Origin of the sequence: Rhizobium gallicum bv. gallicum R602sp (genome assembly GCF_000816845.1) — a bacterium.
Lineage (GTDB): Bacteria > Pseudomonadota > Alphaproteobacteria > Rhizobiales > Rhizobiaceae > Rhizobium > Rhizobium gallicum.
In genome coordinates this window covers 2,467,631-2,483,780 of sequence record NZ_CP006877.1, presented here as the reverse complement: position 1 = coordinate 2,483,780, position 16,150 = coordinate 2,467,631, and the positions used below count along the sequence as shown (strand labels likewise).

Below are 16,150 nucleotides of genomic sequence, written 5' to 3'. Positions count from 1 at the left end.
TGAATGAATACCAGCGCCGATTCGCGTGGGGTGGGCGGCGTGAGAAAGAAAAGACATTCGATGAAACTGCGGGACATAGCCGGAAGCGCGTTTCCGGAAATCAAGGAGCAACTCGAAGGGCCGGTGGGCGGGCTGGAGATCTCCGGGCTTTCAGCCGATAGCCGCAAGATCGAAGCCGGAATGGCGTTCATTGCGGTGGCTGGCTCGAAGGCGGACGGCGCGGTCTATATCGCCGATGCCGCCAAACATGGCGCGACCCTTGCCGTGTCGACTCAAGCCGTCGAGGCTCCCATTCCTGTCCTGGCGGTCAAGGAACCGCGCCGTTTTCTCTCCGTCGCCGCATCGCATTTCTATGGCAGGCAGCCTCAGACGATGGTTGCCGTAACCGGCACGGCGGGCAAGACCTCCGTCGCTTCCTTCACCCGCCAGATCTGGGCCTATGCCGGACATCCGGCAGCCATGATCGGCACGACCGGCGTCGTTTCGCCGATGCGCAACGAATACGGCTCGCTGACGACCCCCGATCCGGTTTCGCTGCACAAGCTGCTGGCCGATCTCGCTGACGAGGGCGTCACGCACGCTTCGATGGAGGCATCGAGCCACGGCCTCGACCAGTGCCGTCTGGATGGTGTGAAGCTTTCGGCTGCCGCCTTCACCAATCTCGGCCGCGATCACATGGATTATCATCCGACCGTCGAAAGCTACATGGCCGCCAAGATGCGGCTTTTCGATACGTTGCTGCCAAAGGGTTCGCCTGCCATCATCTTCGCCGACGATGCCTGGTCCGAGCAGGCGATCAAGGCGGCGAAGGATGCGGGCCACGATGTCCGCACCGTCGGCCGCAAAGGGGACTACCTGGCGCTGAAGCGGGTCGAGCACTTCCGTCACAAGCAGATCGCCGAAGTTCATTGCGGTGACGAGATTTTCGAGGTCGATATTCCGCTCGCCGGCGATTTTCAGGTCGCTAATGGGCTGGTTGCCGCGGCGCTTGCCATGTCCACCGGCGTTCCAGCCAAGATCGCGATGGCCGCGCTTGAAAAGCTGCAGGGCGCCTCGGGGCGTCTCGAACTCGTTGGCCATACGAGGGATGGCGCGCTTGCTTATGTCGATTACGCGCACAAGCCAGATGCGCTTGAAAATGTACTGAATTCCGTGCGTCCCTTCACGACCGGGCGCGTGATCCTTGTCTTCGGCTGCGGTGGCGACCGCGACCGGGGCAAGCGTCCGATCATGGGCGAGATCGCCTGCCGCCTGGCCGATGTGGTAATCGTCACGGACGACAATCCGCGTTCCGAGGAGCCGGCCTCGATCCGAGCCGAGATCATGGCTGCGGCGCCATGCGCTACCGAGATCGGCGACCGTTCGGAGGCGATCTACGAGGCCGTCGGCATGCTGAAATCCGGCGACACACTCATCGTTGCAGGCAAGGGGCATGAAGAAGGGCAGACCATCGGGAGTGTGACGCTGCCATTCTCGGACCACGCCGAAGTGCGCGAAGCTTTGGAGGAGCTGAAATCGTGAACTGGCTTTGGACCACCGATGACATGATTGCCGCCATGGCGGGCCGCCCGTTCGGCACGCTTCCTGAAGGCATCACCGGCATTTCCATCGACAGCCGCTCGATCGGTACCGGCGAAGCCTTCTTCGCCATCAAGGGCGACCGGGTCGACGGCCATGACTTCGCCTCGATGGCGATGGCGAACGGTGCTGCACTTCTTGTCGTCAGCGAAGCCCGCCTTCCGGGGCTCGGCAGATTGACTGTTCCGATGATCGTCGTCGACGATGTGCTCGCCGCCCTCGGTCGGCTTGCCGTCGCGTCGCGTCAGCGCTCTCGGGCTCAGATCATTGCGGTGACGGGCTCGGTCGGCAAGACGACGACCAAGGAGATGCTTCGCCACGTGCTTTCTCCGTCCGGCAAGGTGCACGCCTCCGTCGCCTCCTTCAACAACCATTGGGGCGTGCCGCTGACACTGGCACGCATGCCGCTCGACACGCACTTCGGCGTCTTTGAAGTCGGCATGAACCACCCGGGCGAAATCCGGCCGCTTGTGAAGATGATCCGGCCGCATGTCGCCGTCGTCACGACGATCGCTCCCGCGCATCTCGGCAATTTCAAGAGTATCAAGGAAATCGCCGCGGCGAAGGCGGAGGTTTTCGAAGGCTTGGTGCGCGGCGGGCATGTCGTGCTCAACCGCGACAGCGACCAATACAATTTCCTCGAACGGACGGCGCAGTCGCTCGGCATCGAGAATATCCATTCCTTCGGCCAGCACGCGAAGGCCGAGTTCCGCCTTGCGGAATTCAACGGTTCGGATGAAAGCTCGGCGCTCTGGCTGACGATCGACGGCGACACGTTCGAAGTGGCGATCGGCGCGCCCGGACGGCACATTGCGGAAAATGCGCTGGCAGCTCTCGGCATCGTCACGCTCGTCAACGCGGACCTCGACAAGGCGATCGCAGCGCTGGCCTCCCTGCAGCCCGAAAAGGGCAGGGGCCGCCGCCACAAGTTGTCGGTCGGAAACGGTAGCTTCACACTGATCGACGAAAGCTACAACGCCAACCCCGCCTCGATGCGCGCGGCCATCGCGCTGCTTGCCACAGCCGGTCCGGCAGGCCGCGGGCGCCGCATCGCCGTGCTCGGCGACATGCTGGAAATGGGCGAATACGCGCAAAAGGTTCATTCCGACCTTTCCGGCCCGCTGCTTGCGGCCGGCATCGAACATGTCTGGCTTGCGGGCAAGGACATGCTGGCGCTGAAGGAATCGCTTCCCGACAGCGTGCAGGTCGAATACCGCGAGAAGACGGAAGAACTCACGGAATATGTATTGAACTCGGTCGCGCCCGGCGACGTGTTGATGGTGAAATCGTCCTTGGGGATAGGCTTCGGCAAGATTGTCGCTGCGATCCTTGACAGGTTTGCGCCATTTGTAGACACGCAACGCGAACTTTGACCGGGTAAACAAGGGGCCTCGAATGCTGATTTGGCTAGTCGAACTGTCGGACCAACTGAAATTTCTGAACTTGTTCAGATACATTACCTTCCGTACAGGCGCCTCTCTCTTCACGTCCGCACTGATCGTCTTCCTCTTCGGGCCGATGATCATCAACTCGCTCCGAATCCGCCAGGGAAAGGGCCAGCCGATCCGCGCCGACGGGCCGCAGACGCATTTCAAGAAGGCCGGCACGCCGACCATGGGCGGGCTGATGATCCTCGCGGGCATCGTCGGCGCCTCGCTTCTGTGGGCCGACCTTTCCAACGTCTATGTTGTCGCGACGCTGCTCGTCACCCTCGGCTTCGGCGCGATCGGCTTTTACGACGACTATCTCAAGGTCACGAAGCAGAGTGATAAGGGGTTCTCGGGCAAGGCGCGTCTCGGCATAGAGTTTGTGATTGCCGGCATCGCCGTCTATTTCATGATGCGCACCGCGCTTGCCTCCGGTACCGCAGGCTCGACCTTCGGCTCCTCGGTCGCATTCCCGTTCTTCAAGGATTTCCTGATCAATCTCGGCATCGTGTTCGTGGCCTTCGGTGGCTTCGTCATCGTTTCGGCGGGCAACGCCGTCAACCTGACGGACGGTCTCGATGGTCTGGCGATCGTTCCGGTGATGATCGCTGCCGCATCCTTCGGTATCATTGCCTATCTTGCCGGTAACGCAGTCTTTGCGAACTACCTGCAGATCAACTTCGTGCCCGGCACGGGCGAACTTGCCGTGGTGCTCGGCGCAGTCATCGGTGCAGGCCTCGGCTTCCTCTGGTTCAACGCGCCGCCCGCCGCAATCTTCATGGGCGATACGGGTTCGTTGGCGCTCGGCGGCACCATCGGCACCGTTGCGGTCGCGACCAAGCACGAGATCGTCATGGCAATCATCGGCGGTCTCTTCGTTGCAGAAACGCTCTCGGTCATCATCCAGGTCGGCTTCTTCAAGATGACCGGGCGCCGCGTCTTCTTGATGGCGCCGATCCATCACCATTTCGAGAAGAAGGGCTGGACCGAAAGCCAAGTGGTGATCCGCTTCTGGATCATCGCCGTCGGCCTTGCGATGCTTGGGCTTTCGACCCTCAAGCTGCGGTGAGGCGGACATGATTCCTGTCACGACGTTTGCAGGAAAGAAGGTCGCGCTATTCGGGCTTGGCGGGTCCGGATTTGCAACGGCCCGCGCGCTTATTCTGGGCGGCGCCCATGTCACGGCCTGGGACGATAATCCGGACAGTGTCATCAAGGCGGCCGCCGAGGGTATCCATACCGCGGACCTGCGAATCATCGATTGGAGCGTTCAGTCGCTCTTCGTTCTGTCGCCGGGTGTGCCGCTCACGCATCCGAAACCGCATTGGACTGTCGATCTCGCCCGCGCCGCCGGTGTCGATATCGTTGGCGATGTCGAACTCTTCGTGCGCGAGCGCCGGGCGCATGCGCCCGATTGCCCGTTCATCGCCATCACAGGCACGAACGGCAAGTCGACGACGACCGCGCTGATTGCTCATATCCTGAAATCCAGCGGCCGCGACACGCAGCTTGGCGGCAACATCGGAACGGCCGTGCTGACGCTCGATCCGCCGAAGGCCGGACGCTACTATGTCGTCGAGTGCTCCTCCTACCAGATCGATCTGGCGCCGACGCTCAATCCCTCGGCAGGTATCCTGCTCAACCTGACGCCTGATCATCTCGATCGTCACGGCACGATACAGCACTATGCCGGCATCAAGGAGCGTTTGGTTGCCGGCAGCGGCACCGCTATCGTTGGCGTCGATGACAGTCATTGCGAAATGATCGCTGATCGCGTCGAGCGGGCAGGAACGAAGGTGGTCCGCATATCGCGCCGCCATCCGCTGGCCGATGGAATCTATGCCGAGGGTACGAAGCTCATGCAGGCTTCTTCGGCTGCGGCTCTGCCGCTTGCCGATCTCGACGGCATCCAGACGCTACGCGGCGGCCACAATGCTCAGAATGCCGCTGCAGCGGTCGCCGCCTGCCTTGCCGTCGGCGTTTCGGCCGAAGAAATTCGCACCGGGCTTGCCTCCTTCCCCGGCCTCAAACATCGGATGCAGCCGATCGGGACACGCGGCAAAGTCGTCTTTGTCAACGATTCGAAAGCGACTAACGCAGACGCCGCAGCGCCCGCGCTTTCCAGCTACGATCGCATCTACTGGATCGCCGGTGGTCTGCCGAAGGCGGGAGGTATCACGACGCTTGCCCCGTTCTTCCCGCGCATCGCCAAGGCCTATTTGATCGGCGAAGCGGCGGCAGAATTTGCCGCGACGCTCGGCGAGGCGGTGCCCTACGAGATTTCGGGGAGGCTGGATCGCGCGGTTGCCCATGCCGCAGCCGATGCGGAAAAAGATGACACTGGTCCATCCGCGGTGATGTTATCCCCGGCTTGCGCAAGCTTCGACCAGTACAAGAACTTCGAAGTCAGGGGCGATGCATTTGTCAGCCATGTGGCAGCGCTCGACGGAGTGACCATGCTGGTCGATTCGGCAACAGGAGATAAATGACATGGTGAGCCGTGCGGAACGTGGGCCTTTGGCCGATTGGTTTTGGACCATCGACCGCTTTTTTCTGGCGATGTTCATCTTCCTGATGGGCGTCGGCTTCATGCTCTCCTTTGCGGCCTCGCCCGCGGTTGCCGAGCGCATCGGGCTCGAGCCGTTCCATTTTGTGAAACGCCACGCGGCTTTCATGATCCCCTCGATCGCCGTCATGATCGGGCTTTCCTTTCTGACGCCGCGGCAGGTGCGACGGACCGCCATCCTACTGCTTGTCATCTCGCTCGCCATGATGGTCCTGGCACTTTTCTTCGGCATCGAGGTCAAAGGCTCCCGACGCTGGGTGACGCTTGCCGGCATCTCGGTCCAGCCGTCGGAATTCATGAAGCCCGCCTTCGTCGTCGTCTGTGCTTGGCTTTTTGCAGAGCATGCACGGCAGCCGGAAATCCCGGGCAACCTCTTTGCGATCATCCTCTTCGGGATGGTCGCGGCTCTGCTGGTCGCCCAACCTGACCTTGGCCAGACGATCCTGACGACGGCCGTGTGGGGTGGCATGTTCTTCATGGCGGGCATGCCCTGGATATGGATCATCCTGCTCGGCGCCGGCGGTGCTGGCGGGCTGCTCAGCGCCTACTACGTCTTCCCGCACGTGGCGGGGCGAATAGACAAATTCATGACCGGCGAGGGCGACACGTTCCAGATCGACACTGCGCGCGAGGCCATCATCCGCGGCGACTGGTTTGGCAAAGGACCGGGCGAAGGCATCGTCAAGCGCATCATCCCCGACGCGCACACCGACTTCATCTTCTCGGTCGCCGCCGAGGAATTCGGCATCATCTTCTGCATCGCGCTCGTTCTGCTCTTCACGGTCCTTGTTTTGAGGGGGCTATCGCACGCATATAAAGAAAAGAACGACTTCAACCGGTTTGCCGTCGCGGGGCTCGTGCTCCAGATGGGCATCCAGTCGATCATCAATATCGGCGTCAATCTCGAGCTGCTTCCGGCAAAAGGCATGACGCTGCCGCTTATTTCCTACGGCGGCTCGTCCATGGTCGCGATCTGCGTGACCGCCGGTTTTATTCTCGCGCTGACGCGCCATCGCCCGGAAAAGCGTGCACAGGAGCGGAGTCTCTTCCGCGTGCCGCACGGAATGCCGGCGGAGTAAAATATGCCCATGCCGTCTAAATTGCCCCCCACCCCAGCCCACCGTCCGCTTGCCGGGAGAGGGGACGTGCCCCATGAGACGGTGAGGGGTACTAAGGAGTTGCGGCATGCGTTCTTCTCCCCTTCAAAAGGCGGAGAAGGTGCCGCCAGGCGGATGAGGGGCAGCTCCCTGGTTGAAAGGCGAACCTACCGATGAGCAAAGGTATCATCCTGCTCGCCGCCGGGGGCACCGGCGGCCACGTGTTTCCAGCAGAGGCCTTGGCATACGAGCTGAAGGCGCGCGGTTATTCCGTGCACCTCGTGACGGACAGCCGTGCCGAGCGCTTTGCCGGCAAATTCCCCGCGGATGAAATCCATGTCGTGCCGTCGGCGACGATCGGCTCGAAGAACCCGTTCGCAGTCGGGCGTTCGCTGTGGACGCTGTGGACCGGAATGCGTGCTGCCAAGAAACTGATCCAGCGGCTGAAGCCTGCGGTCGTCGTTGGTTTCGGCGGCTATCCGACCGTGCCGCCGCTGCTTGCCGCCACGCGCCTCGGCGTGCCGTCGATGATCCACGAACAGAACGCCGTGATGGGCCGCGCCAACAAGGCGCTGGCCCAACGCGTGCAGGCGATCGCCGGCGGTTTCCTGCCGGAGAACGGCGGCGCTTATTCCGAGAAGACCGTGACGACCGGCAATCCGGTGCGTCCGGCAATCATCGAAGCGGCGAAGGTGCCGTACAAGCCTTCCCATGCCGGAGAGCCCTTCAATCTCGTTGTCTTCGGCGGCAGCCAGGGGGCGCAATATTTCTCCAAGGCGATGCCGACAGCGATCAGCCTGCTTGACGATGAGTTGCGTGCGCGGTTGCGCATCACCCAGCAGGTGCGCCCCGAAGACATGGAAATGGTGAGCGGCTGTGTGGCCAGGCTTGAGATGGGGGCGGATATCGCGCCGTTCTTCACCGATATGGCGCAGCGCCTTGCAAATGCGCATCTGGTGATCTGCCGCTCGGGCGCCTCGACGGTTTCGGAAATTTCGGTCATTGGCCGTCCGGCCGTGCTTGTTCCTTATCCGCATGCACTTGATCACGATCAGGCGGCGAACGCCGCAGCCCTTGCCGCGACCGGTGGCGCGAAGGTCATCGCACAATCGGAGCTCTCGTCGGAGAAGATCGCTTCGATCCTTACTCATGTAATGAACGACCCGGAAAAGCTCGCCCGAATGGCGGCAGCCGCAAAGCAGGCCGGGAAACCGGACGCTGCGAACTTGCTTGCCGGCATGGTTGAGGCTATTGCCGCCGGACGTACAATTGCACAGTTCAAGGGGACACAGTCATGAAAATGCCGAAGGCGATCGGCCTCGTCCATTTCATCGGCATCGGCGGGATCGGCATGAGCGGTATCGCCGAGGTGCTGCATAATCTCGGCCACCGCGTGCAGGGATCGGACCAGGCCGACAGCGCCAACGTGCAGCGCCTGCGTGACAAGGGCATCGAAGTCTTCGTCGGCCACAAGGCGGAAAACCTGGGTGATGCTGAAGTTGTGGTGGTCTCGACCGCCATCAAGAAGGACAATCCGGAGCTTACCGCCGCGCGCGAGAAGCTGCTGCCGGTCGTGCGCCGCGCCGAAATGCTCGCCGAATTGATGCGCTTCCGCAATGCAATCGCCATCGGTGGCACGCATGGAAAAACGACGACGACATCGCTGGTCGCCACGCTGCTCGAAGCAGGCGGGCTTGATCCGACCGTCATCAACGGCGGCATCATCAATGCCTACGGCACGAATGCACGCATGGGCGAGGGCGAGTGGATGGTGGTCGAGGCCGACGAGTCGGACGGCACATTTCTGAAGCTGCCCGCTGACGTCGCGGTGGTGACCAACATCGATCCCGAACATCTCGACCACTACGGCAATTTCGACGCCGTGCGCGCCGCCTTCCGGCAGTTTGTCGAGAACGTGCCCTTCTACGGCTTCGGCGTCATGTGCCTCGATCATCCGGAGGTCCAAGCTCTCGTCGGCCGCATCGAAGACCGTAAGGTCATTACCTATGGTGAAAATCCGCAGGCCGACGTGCGCTTCATGAATGTGCGCATCGACGGGACACGGTCGATCTTCGACGTCGAAATCCGCCGCCGCCGCACGGGACAGGTCATCAGGCTCGACAATCTCGTGATGCCGATGCCCGGCCGACATAACATTTCGAATGCGACGGCAGCAATTGCGGTCGCCAACCGCCTCGGCATTTCGAGCGCCGACATCGCAAAGGGCCTCGCCTCCTTCGGCGGCGTCAAGCGCCGCTTTACGTTGACCGGTGAATGGAACGGCGTGCAGATCTTTGATGACTACGGCCATCATCCGGTCGAGATCAAGGCCGTGCTGAAGGCCGCGCGCGAAGCCTGCAAGGGCCGCGTCATCACCGTTCATCAGCCGCATCGCTACACGCGCCTTTCCAGCCTGTTCGAAGAGTTTGCCGCCTGTTTCAACGATGCCGACAGTATTTTCCTTGCTCCGGTCTATGCCGCGGGCGAAGATCCGATCGAAGGCGTGGATTCCGAGGCACTCGTTTCCCGCATCAAAGCGGGTGGCCATCGCGACGCGCGCTTCCTCCCTCACCAGGAGCTTTTGCCTGAAATGGTCGCGGAGATTGCAAAGCCCGGCGATTTTGTGGTTCTCTTAGGAGCTGGGAATATCACTTACTGGGCAGTCGCGCTGCCCAAGCAACTGGAAGGTCTTTCGGGAAAGTCTGCATGAAACAGGTGAATGGGGAAAAGCTTCTCGAGTCTCTCGGAGAAGGTGTGAAGGATATCCGGGGCCGTATCACGCCGGATGCCCCCATGGACCGTGTTACCTGGTTCCATGCTGGCGGTCTTGCCGAGCTGATGTTCCAGCCGCACGACGAGGCGGACCTTATCGCATTCCTGAAAATCCTGCCGGAAGAGGTGCCGCTGACGGTCGTGGGCGTCGGTTCGAACATTCTCGTGCGCGATGGCGGCATTCCGGGCGTCGTCTTGCGGCTTTCTGCCAAGGGCTTCGGTTCGGTCGAGCTTGCAGGTGACAACCGCATTCTCGCCGGTGCAATCTGCCCAGACAAGCATGTGGCCGCAATGGCGATGGACAACGGCATCGGCGGTCTCCATTTCTTCTATGGCATCCCGGGCAGCATTGGCGGCGCGGCGCGCATGAACGCCGGCGCCAATGGCAGCGAAACCCGCGATCGCTTGGTCGAGGTCAATGCCATCGACCGCAAGGGCAACAAGGTCGTCCTGTCGAATGCAGACATGGGATATTCCTACCGTCATTCCACGGCCTCACCTGATCTCATCTTCACCTCCGTGCTTTTCGAGGGCTATCCGGAGGACCGGGCGAAGATCCGCGCCGACATGGATGCGGTACGCAATCACCGCGAGACGGTGCAGCCGATCCGCGAGAAGACCGGTGGTTCGACCTTCAAGAATCCCGAAGGTCATTCGGCCTGGAAGCTGATCGACGAAGCGGGCTGCCGGGGTCTCGTCATCGGCGGCGCGCAGATGTCGTCGCTTCATTGCAATTTCATGATCAATATGGGGCAGGCGACGGGCTACGATCTCGAATATCTCGGCGAGCAGGTTCGCCGTGAAGTCTTCGAAAATTCCGGCGTCAAGCTCGAATGGGAAATCAAGCGTCTCGGCGTCTTCATGCCGGGCCGCGAGGTGCGCCCGTTCCAGGGTGTGACCAGCGAATAGCCGTTTTTTATCTATCCAGAACGGATAGTTGATTGGCAGCAATGAAAAGGGCCGCGACGGGAAACCGCCGCGGCCTTTGATTGACCTGGAGGCAGTCTCGATCAGACTTCGTCGCGGCCGGATGCCAGGATTGAGATCAGCGTGATCACGGCAGCAAGGCCGAGATAGTAGCCAACATAAAGCATGCCGTAGTTCGTCTGCAGCCAAGTGGCGATATAGGGAGCCAGCGAGGCGCCGAAGATGCCGGCAAGATTGAAGGTGATCGACGAGCCGGTGTAGCGCACTGCGGTCGGGAAGGGGGCCGCCAGCGCCGTACCGATCAGGCCATATGTCATGCCCATGAGTGCCATGGCGACAATCGCGAAGACGACGATGCCGCCTTCGCCGCCGGCCATCAGGCCGGGCAGGAAGAACGAGAAGATGCCGATCACGACGGTGGTAAGGATCAGCACTTCGCGCCGTCCGAATCTTTCAGCGAGCCTGCCGGCGGCGGGGATGAAGATGCCGAAGGCGACCGAGCCGACAATCTGGATTTCCAGCGCGTCCAGGAAGGGAATTTTCAGAACCTTGACGTTGTAGGAGAGCAGATAGGCCGAGCCGATGTAGAAGAGCACGAAGGTCGCGAGCGCCACGAAGGTGCCGAGGAACAAGCTGCGCTTGTGCTTGCGGAACAGTTCCGCAACCGGCACGGCGACACGCTCATGCTTGTCAATTGCCTTCTGGAAGGCCGGTGTTTCAGTGATCGAAAGACGAACCCACAGGCCGATGACGATCAGGACGATCGAGGCGATGAATGGAACGCGCCAGCCCCAGCTCAAAAGCGCGTCCTGCGAGATGACCTGCAGCAGCAGCCAGAAGACGCCGGAGGAGAGGAAAAGGCCGACGGGTGCGCCGAGCTGCGGGAACATGCCGTACCAGCTGCGCTTGCCTTCCGGCGCATTCTCGGTTGCGAGGAGCACAGCGCCACCCCATTCGCCGCCGAGGCCGAAGCCCTGGCCGAACCGGCACAATGCAAGCAGCAGCGGCGCCACGACGCCGATCGATCCGTAGGAGGGCAGCAGGCCGATAATGACCGTAGAAATACCCATGGTCAGCAGGGCGGCGACCAGCGTCGTCTTGCGACCGATCCTGTCGCCGAAATGACCGAAGACAACGGCGCCGAGTGGACGGGCGAAGAAGGCGATCGAGAAGGTGGCAAAGGAAGCGAGAAGGGCGGTGGTCGGATCGTTGTTCGGGAAGAACAGCGTCGGGAAGACCAGGACGGCTGCCGTCGCATAGACATAAAAATCAAAGAATTCGATCGTGGTGCCGACAAGGCTCGCGATCAGAACGCGCGCTGGCGAATTGACTTGCGCACTGTTCGATGAAGCGGAGGTCGGCGATACGGGAGATATCGCGTCAGACATTTTTATTCCATTCGGGAGTTATAAAGAGCGCCCCTGGAAAGGGTCGAAGGGCTCGTAACGCATATGTGGACGACCCCCTCCTTGCAAGGGTTTTTGGCAGTGATTTGATCGGATCGCTTGCGTGCATATGTTCGGCCTGTTGTGGCGCTCACAAATGAACGCTGGCCAAGACGGAGTTCGCGACTCGTGTTCCAAACAATTTTGCGATCTGCAGCTGCCATTGCGACTACAGCGACCATTGCGCCAAGCGGAGTGTCACGAGTCCCGAATCGATCGATCATACCATCTGCTGTTTCTTGCACGTTCACGCATCAGATCAGCACGGTAGCTTTGTCTCTCCGCTCACCGTGACCGACTGATCACTTAAGCTGCACATGCCAGGTCTGGCTGAACAGCAGGTTTTCGATAATTCGCCGGTGACCATCATCTTCCAGGCGATGCGGGCGATCTTGTTGGCCAGCGCCACGGCTGCGAGCTTGGGCGGCAGGTGATCGGTGCCATTGCGGCCGCCGCTCTCGTCTGTCTTGTTGCGAGCGGCAAGGCCGGCTTTGAGTTGGGAGGCTTGCCTCCAACGGCTATGGAGAGCATTCTCCCGGCGGCTATTCGCTGACTTCGGCATTGGTCATCGAAGTCGCTCTGACGCTTGTCTTCCTGATCGTCATTTTGGGCTCCACGCATGGCAGGGCACCCGCTGGCTTTGCGCCGCTTGCGATCGGCCGGGCGCTGACGCTGATCCACCTGATCTCGATCCCGGTGACGAACACATCCGTCAATCCCGCCCGCTGGACAGGCCAGGCTCTCTTTGTCGGCGGCTGGGCCCTGCAGCAGCTTTGGCTCTTCTGGCTGGCGCCGATCGCCGGCGGTGCGCTTGGCGGGTTGTCTGGAAACTGCTCGACAAGGACGACTGAGGGCGGCCTTCGCTGCCTGTCCGGGCGAACCCGCATAGAATCATCTGTGCGGGTTTTTTCATGCTGTGAGCGAACTTCAGCATGTCGCCGCAACGCGCTGATTTCGAGTCGGAAATATGCTGGCCGAGTGGGATTTCTGAGGGGTGGAAACCTCTCGGGAAGGCACCCGGTTAATAAAAGTAAACACTTCATTAACCATAATGTTGTCATATCGCTTCCATGTCTGAGGCGAAGCGGATTCGCGGGCAAGCTTGGTGCAAGCCTCGAAAATCAGGCTGAGGTTTATCTTGGGGGTACGTATGAGTCGCAAGCATGTCGCTGTCCTGATGGGCGGATTTTCCTCGGAGCGGCCGGTGAGCCTGTCTTCGGGAACGGCTTGCGCGGATGCTCTCGAGGGCGAGGGCTTCCAGGTTGCGCGGATCGATGTCGATCGGGATATTTCCGCAAAACTGGCGGCGCTTCGTCCCGATGTCGCCTTCAATGCGCTGCATGGCCCCTTCGGCGAGGATGGCACCATCCAGGGCATCCTCGAATATCTCGAAATTCCCTACACGCATTCCGGCGTTCTTGCCTCTGCCCTTGCGATGGACAAGGGCAAGGCCAAGGGGGTTGCAGCGGCGGCCGGCGTCCCTGTGGCGCAATCGGAAGTCATCAATCGCTTCGCCTTTCCGGCCGAACATCCAATGAAGCCGCCCTATGTCGTGAAGCCGGTCCGGGAGGGCTCCAGCTTCGGTGTCGTCATCGTTCAGGAGGATCAGGCCCATCCGCCGCAGATCATCAGTTCGCCGGAGTGGCGCTATGGCGAGGAGGTCATCGTCGAGCGGTATGTCTATGGCCGCGAACTGACATGCGGTGTCATGGGCGACAAGGCTCTCGGTGTGACCGAAGTGGTGCCGCAGGGTCACAACTTCTATGACTATGATGCCAAGTATGCTGCGGGCGGCTCAAAACACGTCATCCCGGCGAAAATTTCACCGAATATTTACCAAAAAATACAAACATTGGCGTTAAGGGCGCATCAAGCAATTGGTTGTCGTGGGGTCAGTCGGTCCGACTTCCGTTACGACGACCGGTTCTCCGAAGATGGTGAAGTTATCTGGCTGGAAGTAAACACCCAGCCGGGCATGACGCCAACCTCCCTTGTGCCCGAAATGGCCGGTCATGCCGGTTATTCCTTTGGTGAATTCTTGCGTTGGATGGTGGAGGACGCCTCTTGTTCTCGTTGACGGTCAAAAGGATAGGGCGCCCAAGCCGTCAACCGAGCATCGCTCTTGCTGAGGGTGATGGGCGGATGGTTCTCCCGCGTCCGCTGCGCCGTGCGGTGCGCTTCCTCGTCAGTCTCGGAACTGGCCGTATCCACATTCCTGCGCATACCGGGACGATTTCTGCCCTTGCATTCTTCGCGGCGACCGGTCTCTACGGCATGTCGCTCGGCGGTCATACGGAAACAGTCGCGCAGGCGGCGACAACGGCTGCCGGTTTCGCCATCGAGGATGTGAAGGTTTCCGGCAATTCCGAAACCTCCGAAATCGAAATCTTTGAACTTCTCGGCCTCGACGGAACGACGTCGCTGGTGGCGCTCGATGTCGATGCTGCGCGCCGGAAGATCGTCAAGCTTCCGTGGGTCGAGAGCGTCGAGGTCAGGAAGATTTATCCGAAGACGATCGAGGTCAAGCTCAAGGAGCGCCAGGCCTATGCGATCTGGCAGCACGGGCAGGAGCTTTCGCTGATCGAACGGAATGGCAGCGTCATTGCGTCGCTTCGCGACAACAAGTTTTCGACGTTGCCGCTCGTCGTCGGCCGAGATGCAGAAAGTGCTGCCGCTTCGCTCGAAGGCGAGTTTTCGAAGTGGCCGGACATCACGTCGCGTGTGAAGGCTTATGTCTGGGTCTCCGGCCGCCGCTGGGACCTGCACATGGATAACGGCGTGGTGGTGAAGCTGCCGTCCGACGATGTCGATCAGGCGCTCGCCAGGCTGTCGAAACTCAACAAGGAACAGGATCTTCTGGCGCGCGACATCGCAGCAGTCGATCTCAGACTGGTGGACAGGACCGCGATCCAACTGACCCCGGAGGCCATGGCGCGCCGGCAGGTCGTTCTCGATCAGCGGACCAAGGATTTGAAAAAGGCGGGGCAGAATATATGAGCTTGTTCGGTTCGTCCCATTTCGGATTGCCGCGCCTGAAGCCGCTGTCGTCGAAGCGGTCGCATATCGTTTCGGTGCTCGACATCGGATCGACCAAGGTCGTTTGCATGATCGGCCGCCTGACGCCCCGCGAAGAGAGCGAGATTCTTCCGGGCCGCACGCACGACATCGAAATCATCGGCATCGGCCACCAGCGCTCCCGCGGCATCAAGACCGGTGTCATCGCCGATCTCGATGCGCTCGAAGGCGTCATCCGACTTGCCGTCGATGCGGCCGAGCGTATGGCGGGCCTTACCGTCGAGAGCCTGATTGTCAATCTTACGGCCGGCCGTCTGGGCAGCGACATCTACACGGCGACGATTGATCTCGGCGGCCAGGAAGTCGAACTCAACGATCTCAAGAAGGTGCTTGCAGCTGCCTGCCAGCAGTCGCTGCGCCAGGATCGCGCCGTGCTGCACTCTCTCGCGACCGGCTTCTCGCTCGATGGCGAACGCGGTATCCGCGACCCGCTGGCGATGTATGGTGATGTGCTTGGCGTCGACATGCATGTCGTGACCGCCGAACGTGCCGCATTGAAGAACCTCGAGCTCAGCGTCAATCGCGCGCATCTCTCCGTCGAGGGCATCGTTGCGACACCTTACGCCTCCGGGCTGGCGGCTCTCGTCGACGACGAGGTCGAGCTCGGCTGCTGCGCGATCGATATGGGCGGCGGCGCGACGACGATTTCGGTCTTTGCCGAAGGCAAGCTCGTCCATACGGATGCCGTCGGTCTTGGGGGCCTTCACGTCACGACCGATCTGGCGCGCGGCCTTTCGACACGCATCGAAGACGCCGAGCGCCTGAAAGTGGTTCACGCTTCGGCATTCTCGAACTCCTCCGACGAGCGCGAGCTCATCTCGATCCCGCCGATCGGGGAAGACGAGCGCGATCAGCCGACGCAGGTGCCGCGCGCGCTCGTTTCGCGAATCGTCGGTGCACGCATCGAGGAAACGATGGAATTGATCCGCGACCGGATCCAGCGCTCGGGCTTCAGCCCGATCGTGGGAAAGCGCGTTGTGCTGACGGGCGGCGCAAGCCAGTTGACCGGTCTTGCAGAAGTGGCGCGGCGCATCCTGGCGCGCAACGTCCGCATCGGCCGTCCGATGGGCGTCTCGGGTCTGCCGACGGCAGCCAAGGGACCGGCGTTTTCGACGGCAGTCGGACTGATGATCTATCCGCAGGTCGCGGACATGGAAACACATGCGTCGCAGAGCGGTCTGCTCATGTCGCTTGGGGGTAATAACAGCCGCATCGCCCGGATGGGCCAGTGGCTGAAGGAAAGCTTCTGAAATTAAGTGAATT

12 protein-coding genes and 1 pseudogene are annotated in these 16,150 nt (G+C 61.1%); 12 read left to right on the top strand and 1 reads right to left on the bottom strand.

The features are described 5' to 3' along the window. Window positions 1-3: 3 nt before the first annotated feature. From RGR602_RS12365 to murB, 8 genes are all read left to right on the top strand, one after another. Window positions 4-1,521, top strand: coding sequence for a UDP-N-acetylmuramoyl-L-alanyl-D-glutamate--2,6-diaminopimelate ligase (locus RGR602_RS12365; protein ID WP_203226163.1), 1,518 nt, complete (start codon window positions 4-6; stop codon window positions 1,519-1,521). Then, window positions 1,518-2,951: a UDP-N-acetylmuramoylalanyl-D-glutamyl-2,6-diaminopimelate--D-alanyl-D-alanine ligase gene (locus tag RGR602_RS12360; protein ID WP_039845352.1), complete on the top strand. Its 1,434-nt coding sequence runs from the start codon at window positions 1,518-1,520 to the stop codon at window positions 2,949-2,951. The genes RGR602_RS12365 and RGR602_RS12360 overlap by 4 nt, the downstream gene beginning before the upstream one ends. Window positions 2,952-2,973: 22 nt before the next feature. Beyond that, window positions 2,974-4,074 carry a phospho-N-acetylmuramoyl-pentapeptide-transferase gene (mraY, locus tag RGR602_RS12355; protein WP_022714365.1) on the top strand — a complete coding sequence of 367 codons (1,101 nt, stop codon included), beginning with the start codon at window positions 2,974-2,976 and terminating at the stop codon, window positions 4,072-4,074. Between the two features lie 7 nt (window positions 4,075-4,081). Further along, window positions 4,082-5,494 (top strand): UDP-N-acetylmuramoyl-L-alanine--D-glutamate ligase, encoded by a 1,413-nt coding sequence (gene murD, locus RGR602_RS12350; protein WP_039845351.1) that lies wholly within the window; start codon window positions 4,082-4,084, stop codon window positions 5,492-5,494. A 1-nt stretch (window position 5,495) separates the two neighbouring features. Further along, window positions 5,496-6,650, top strand: coding sequence for a putative lipid II flippase FtsW (gene ftsW / locus RGR602_RS12345; protein ID WP_039845350.1), 1,155 nt, complete (start codon window positions 5,496-5,498; stop codon window positions 6,648-6,650). 191 nt (window positions 6,651-6,841) lie between these two features. After that, complete coding sequence (gene murG, locus RGR602_RS12340) at window positions 6,842-7,966, top strand: undecaprenyldiphospho-muramoylpentapeptide beta-N-acetylglucosaminyltransferase (protein ID WP_039845349.1); 1,125 nt, start codon at window positions 6,842-6,844, stop codon at window positions 7,964-7,966. Beyond that, a complete protein-coding gene (gene murC, locus RGR602_RS12335; RefSeq protein WP_039845348.1) occupies window positions 7,963-9,378 on the top strand; it encodes a UDP-N-acetylmuramate--L-alanine ligase in 1,416 nt (471 codons plus the stop codon). Before murG ends, murC begins: the two co-directional genes overlap by 4 nt. Then, window positions 9,375-10,349 (top strand): UDP-N-acetylmuramate dehydrogenase, encoded by a 975-nt coding sequence (murB, locus tag RGR602_RS12330; RefSeq protein ID WP_039845347.1) that lies wholly within the window; start codon window positions 9,375-9,377, stop codon window positions 10,347-10,349. The genes murC and murB overlap by 4 nt, the downstream gene beginning before the upstream one ends. Before the next feature lie 101 nt (window positions 10,350-10,450). Here the strand turns inward: murB and RGR602_RS12325 are convergent, their stop codons facing one another. After that, window positions 10,451-11,755, bottom strand: a complete 1,305-nt coding sequence (locus RGR602_RS12325) for an MFS transporter (RefSeq protein WP_039845346.1) — start codon at window positions 11,753-11,755, stop codon at window positions 10,451-10,453. Between the two features lie 484 nt (window positions 11,756-12,239). Here RGR602_RS12325 and RGR602_RS35565 point away from each other — a divergent pair. The 4 genes and pseudogenes from RGR602_RS35565 to ftsA all read left to right on the top strand — a co-directional run. Beyond that, window positions 12,240-12,663: pseudogene (locus tag RGR602_RS35565) on the top strand (aquaporin); the annotation flags it as partial. 299 nt (window positions 12,664-12,962) lie between these two features. Beyond that, window positions 12,963-13,889 (top strand): D-alanine--D-alanine ligase, encoded by a 927-nt coding sequence (locus RGR602_RS12310; protein WP_039845343.1) that lies wholly within the window; start codon window positions 12,963-12,965, stop codon window positions 13,887-13,889. Beyond that, complete coding sequence (locus RGR602_RS12305; protein ID WP_039845342.1) at window positions 13,877-14,809, top strand: cell division protein FtsQ/DivIB; 933 nt, start codon at window positions 13,877-13,879, stop codon at window positions 14,807-14,809. Before RGR602_RS12310 ends, RGR602_RS12305 begins: the two co-directional genes overlap by 13 nt. Further along, window positions 14,806-16,137, top strand: coding sequence for a cell division protein FtsA (gene ftsA, locus RGR602_RS12300; protein ID WP_022714376.1), 1,332 nt, complete (start codon window positions 14,806-14,808; stop codon window positions 16,135-16,137). Before RGR602_RS12305 ends, ftsA begins: the two co-directional genes overlap by 4 nt. Window positions 16,138-16,150: the final 13 nt, after the last annotated feature.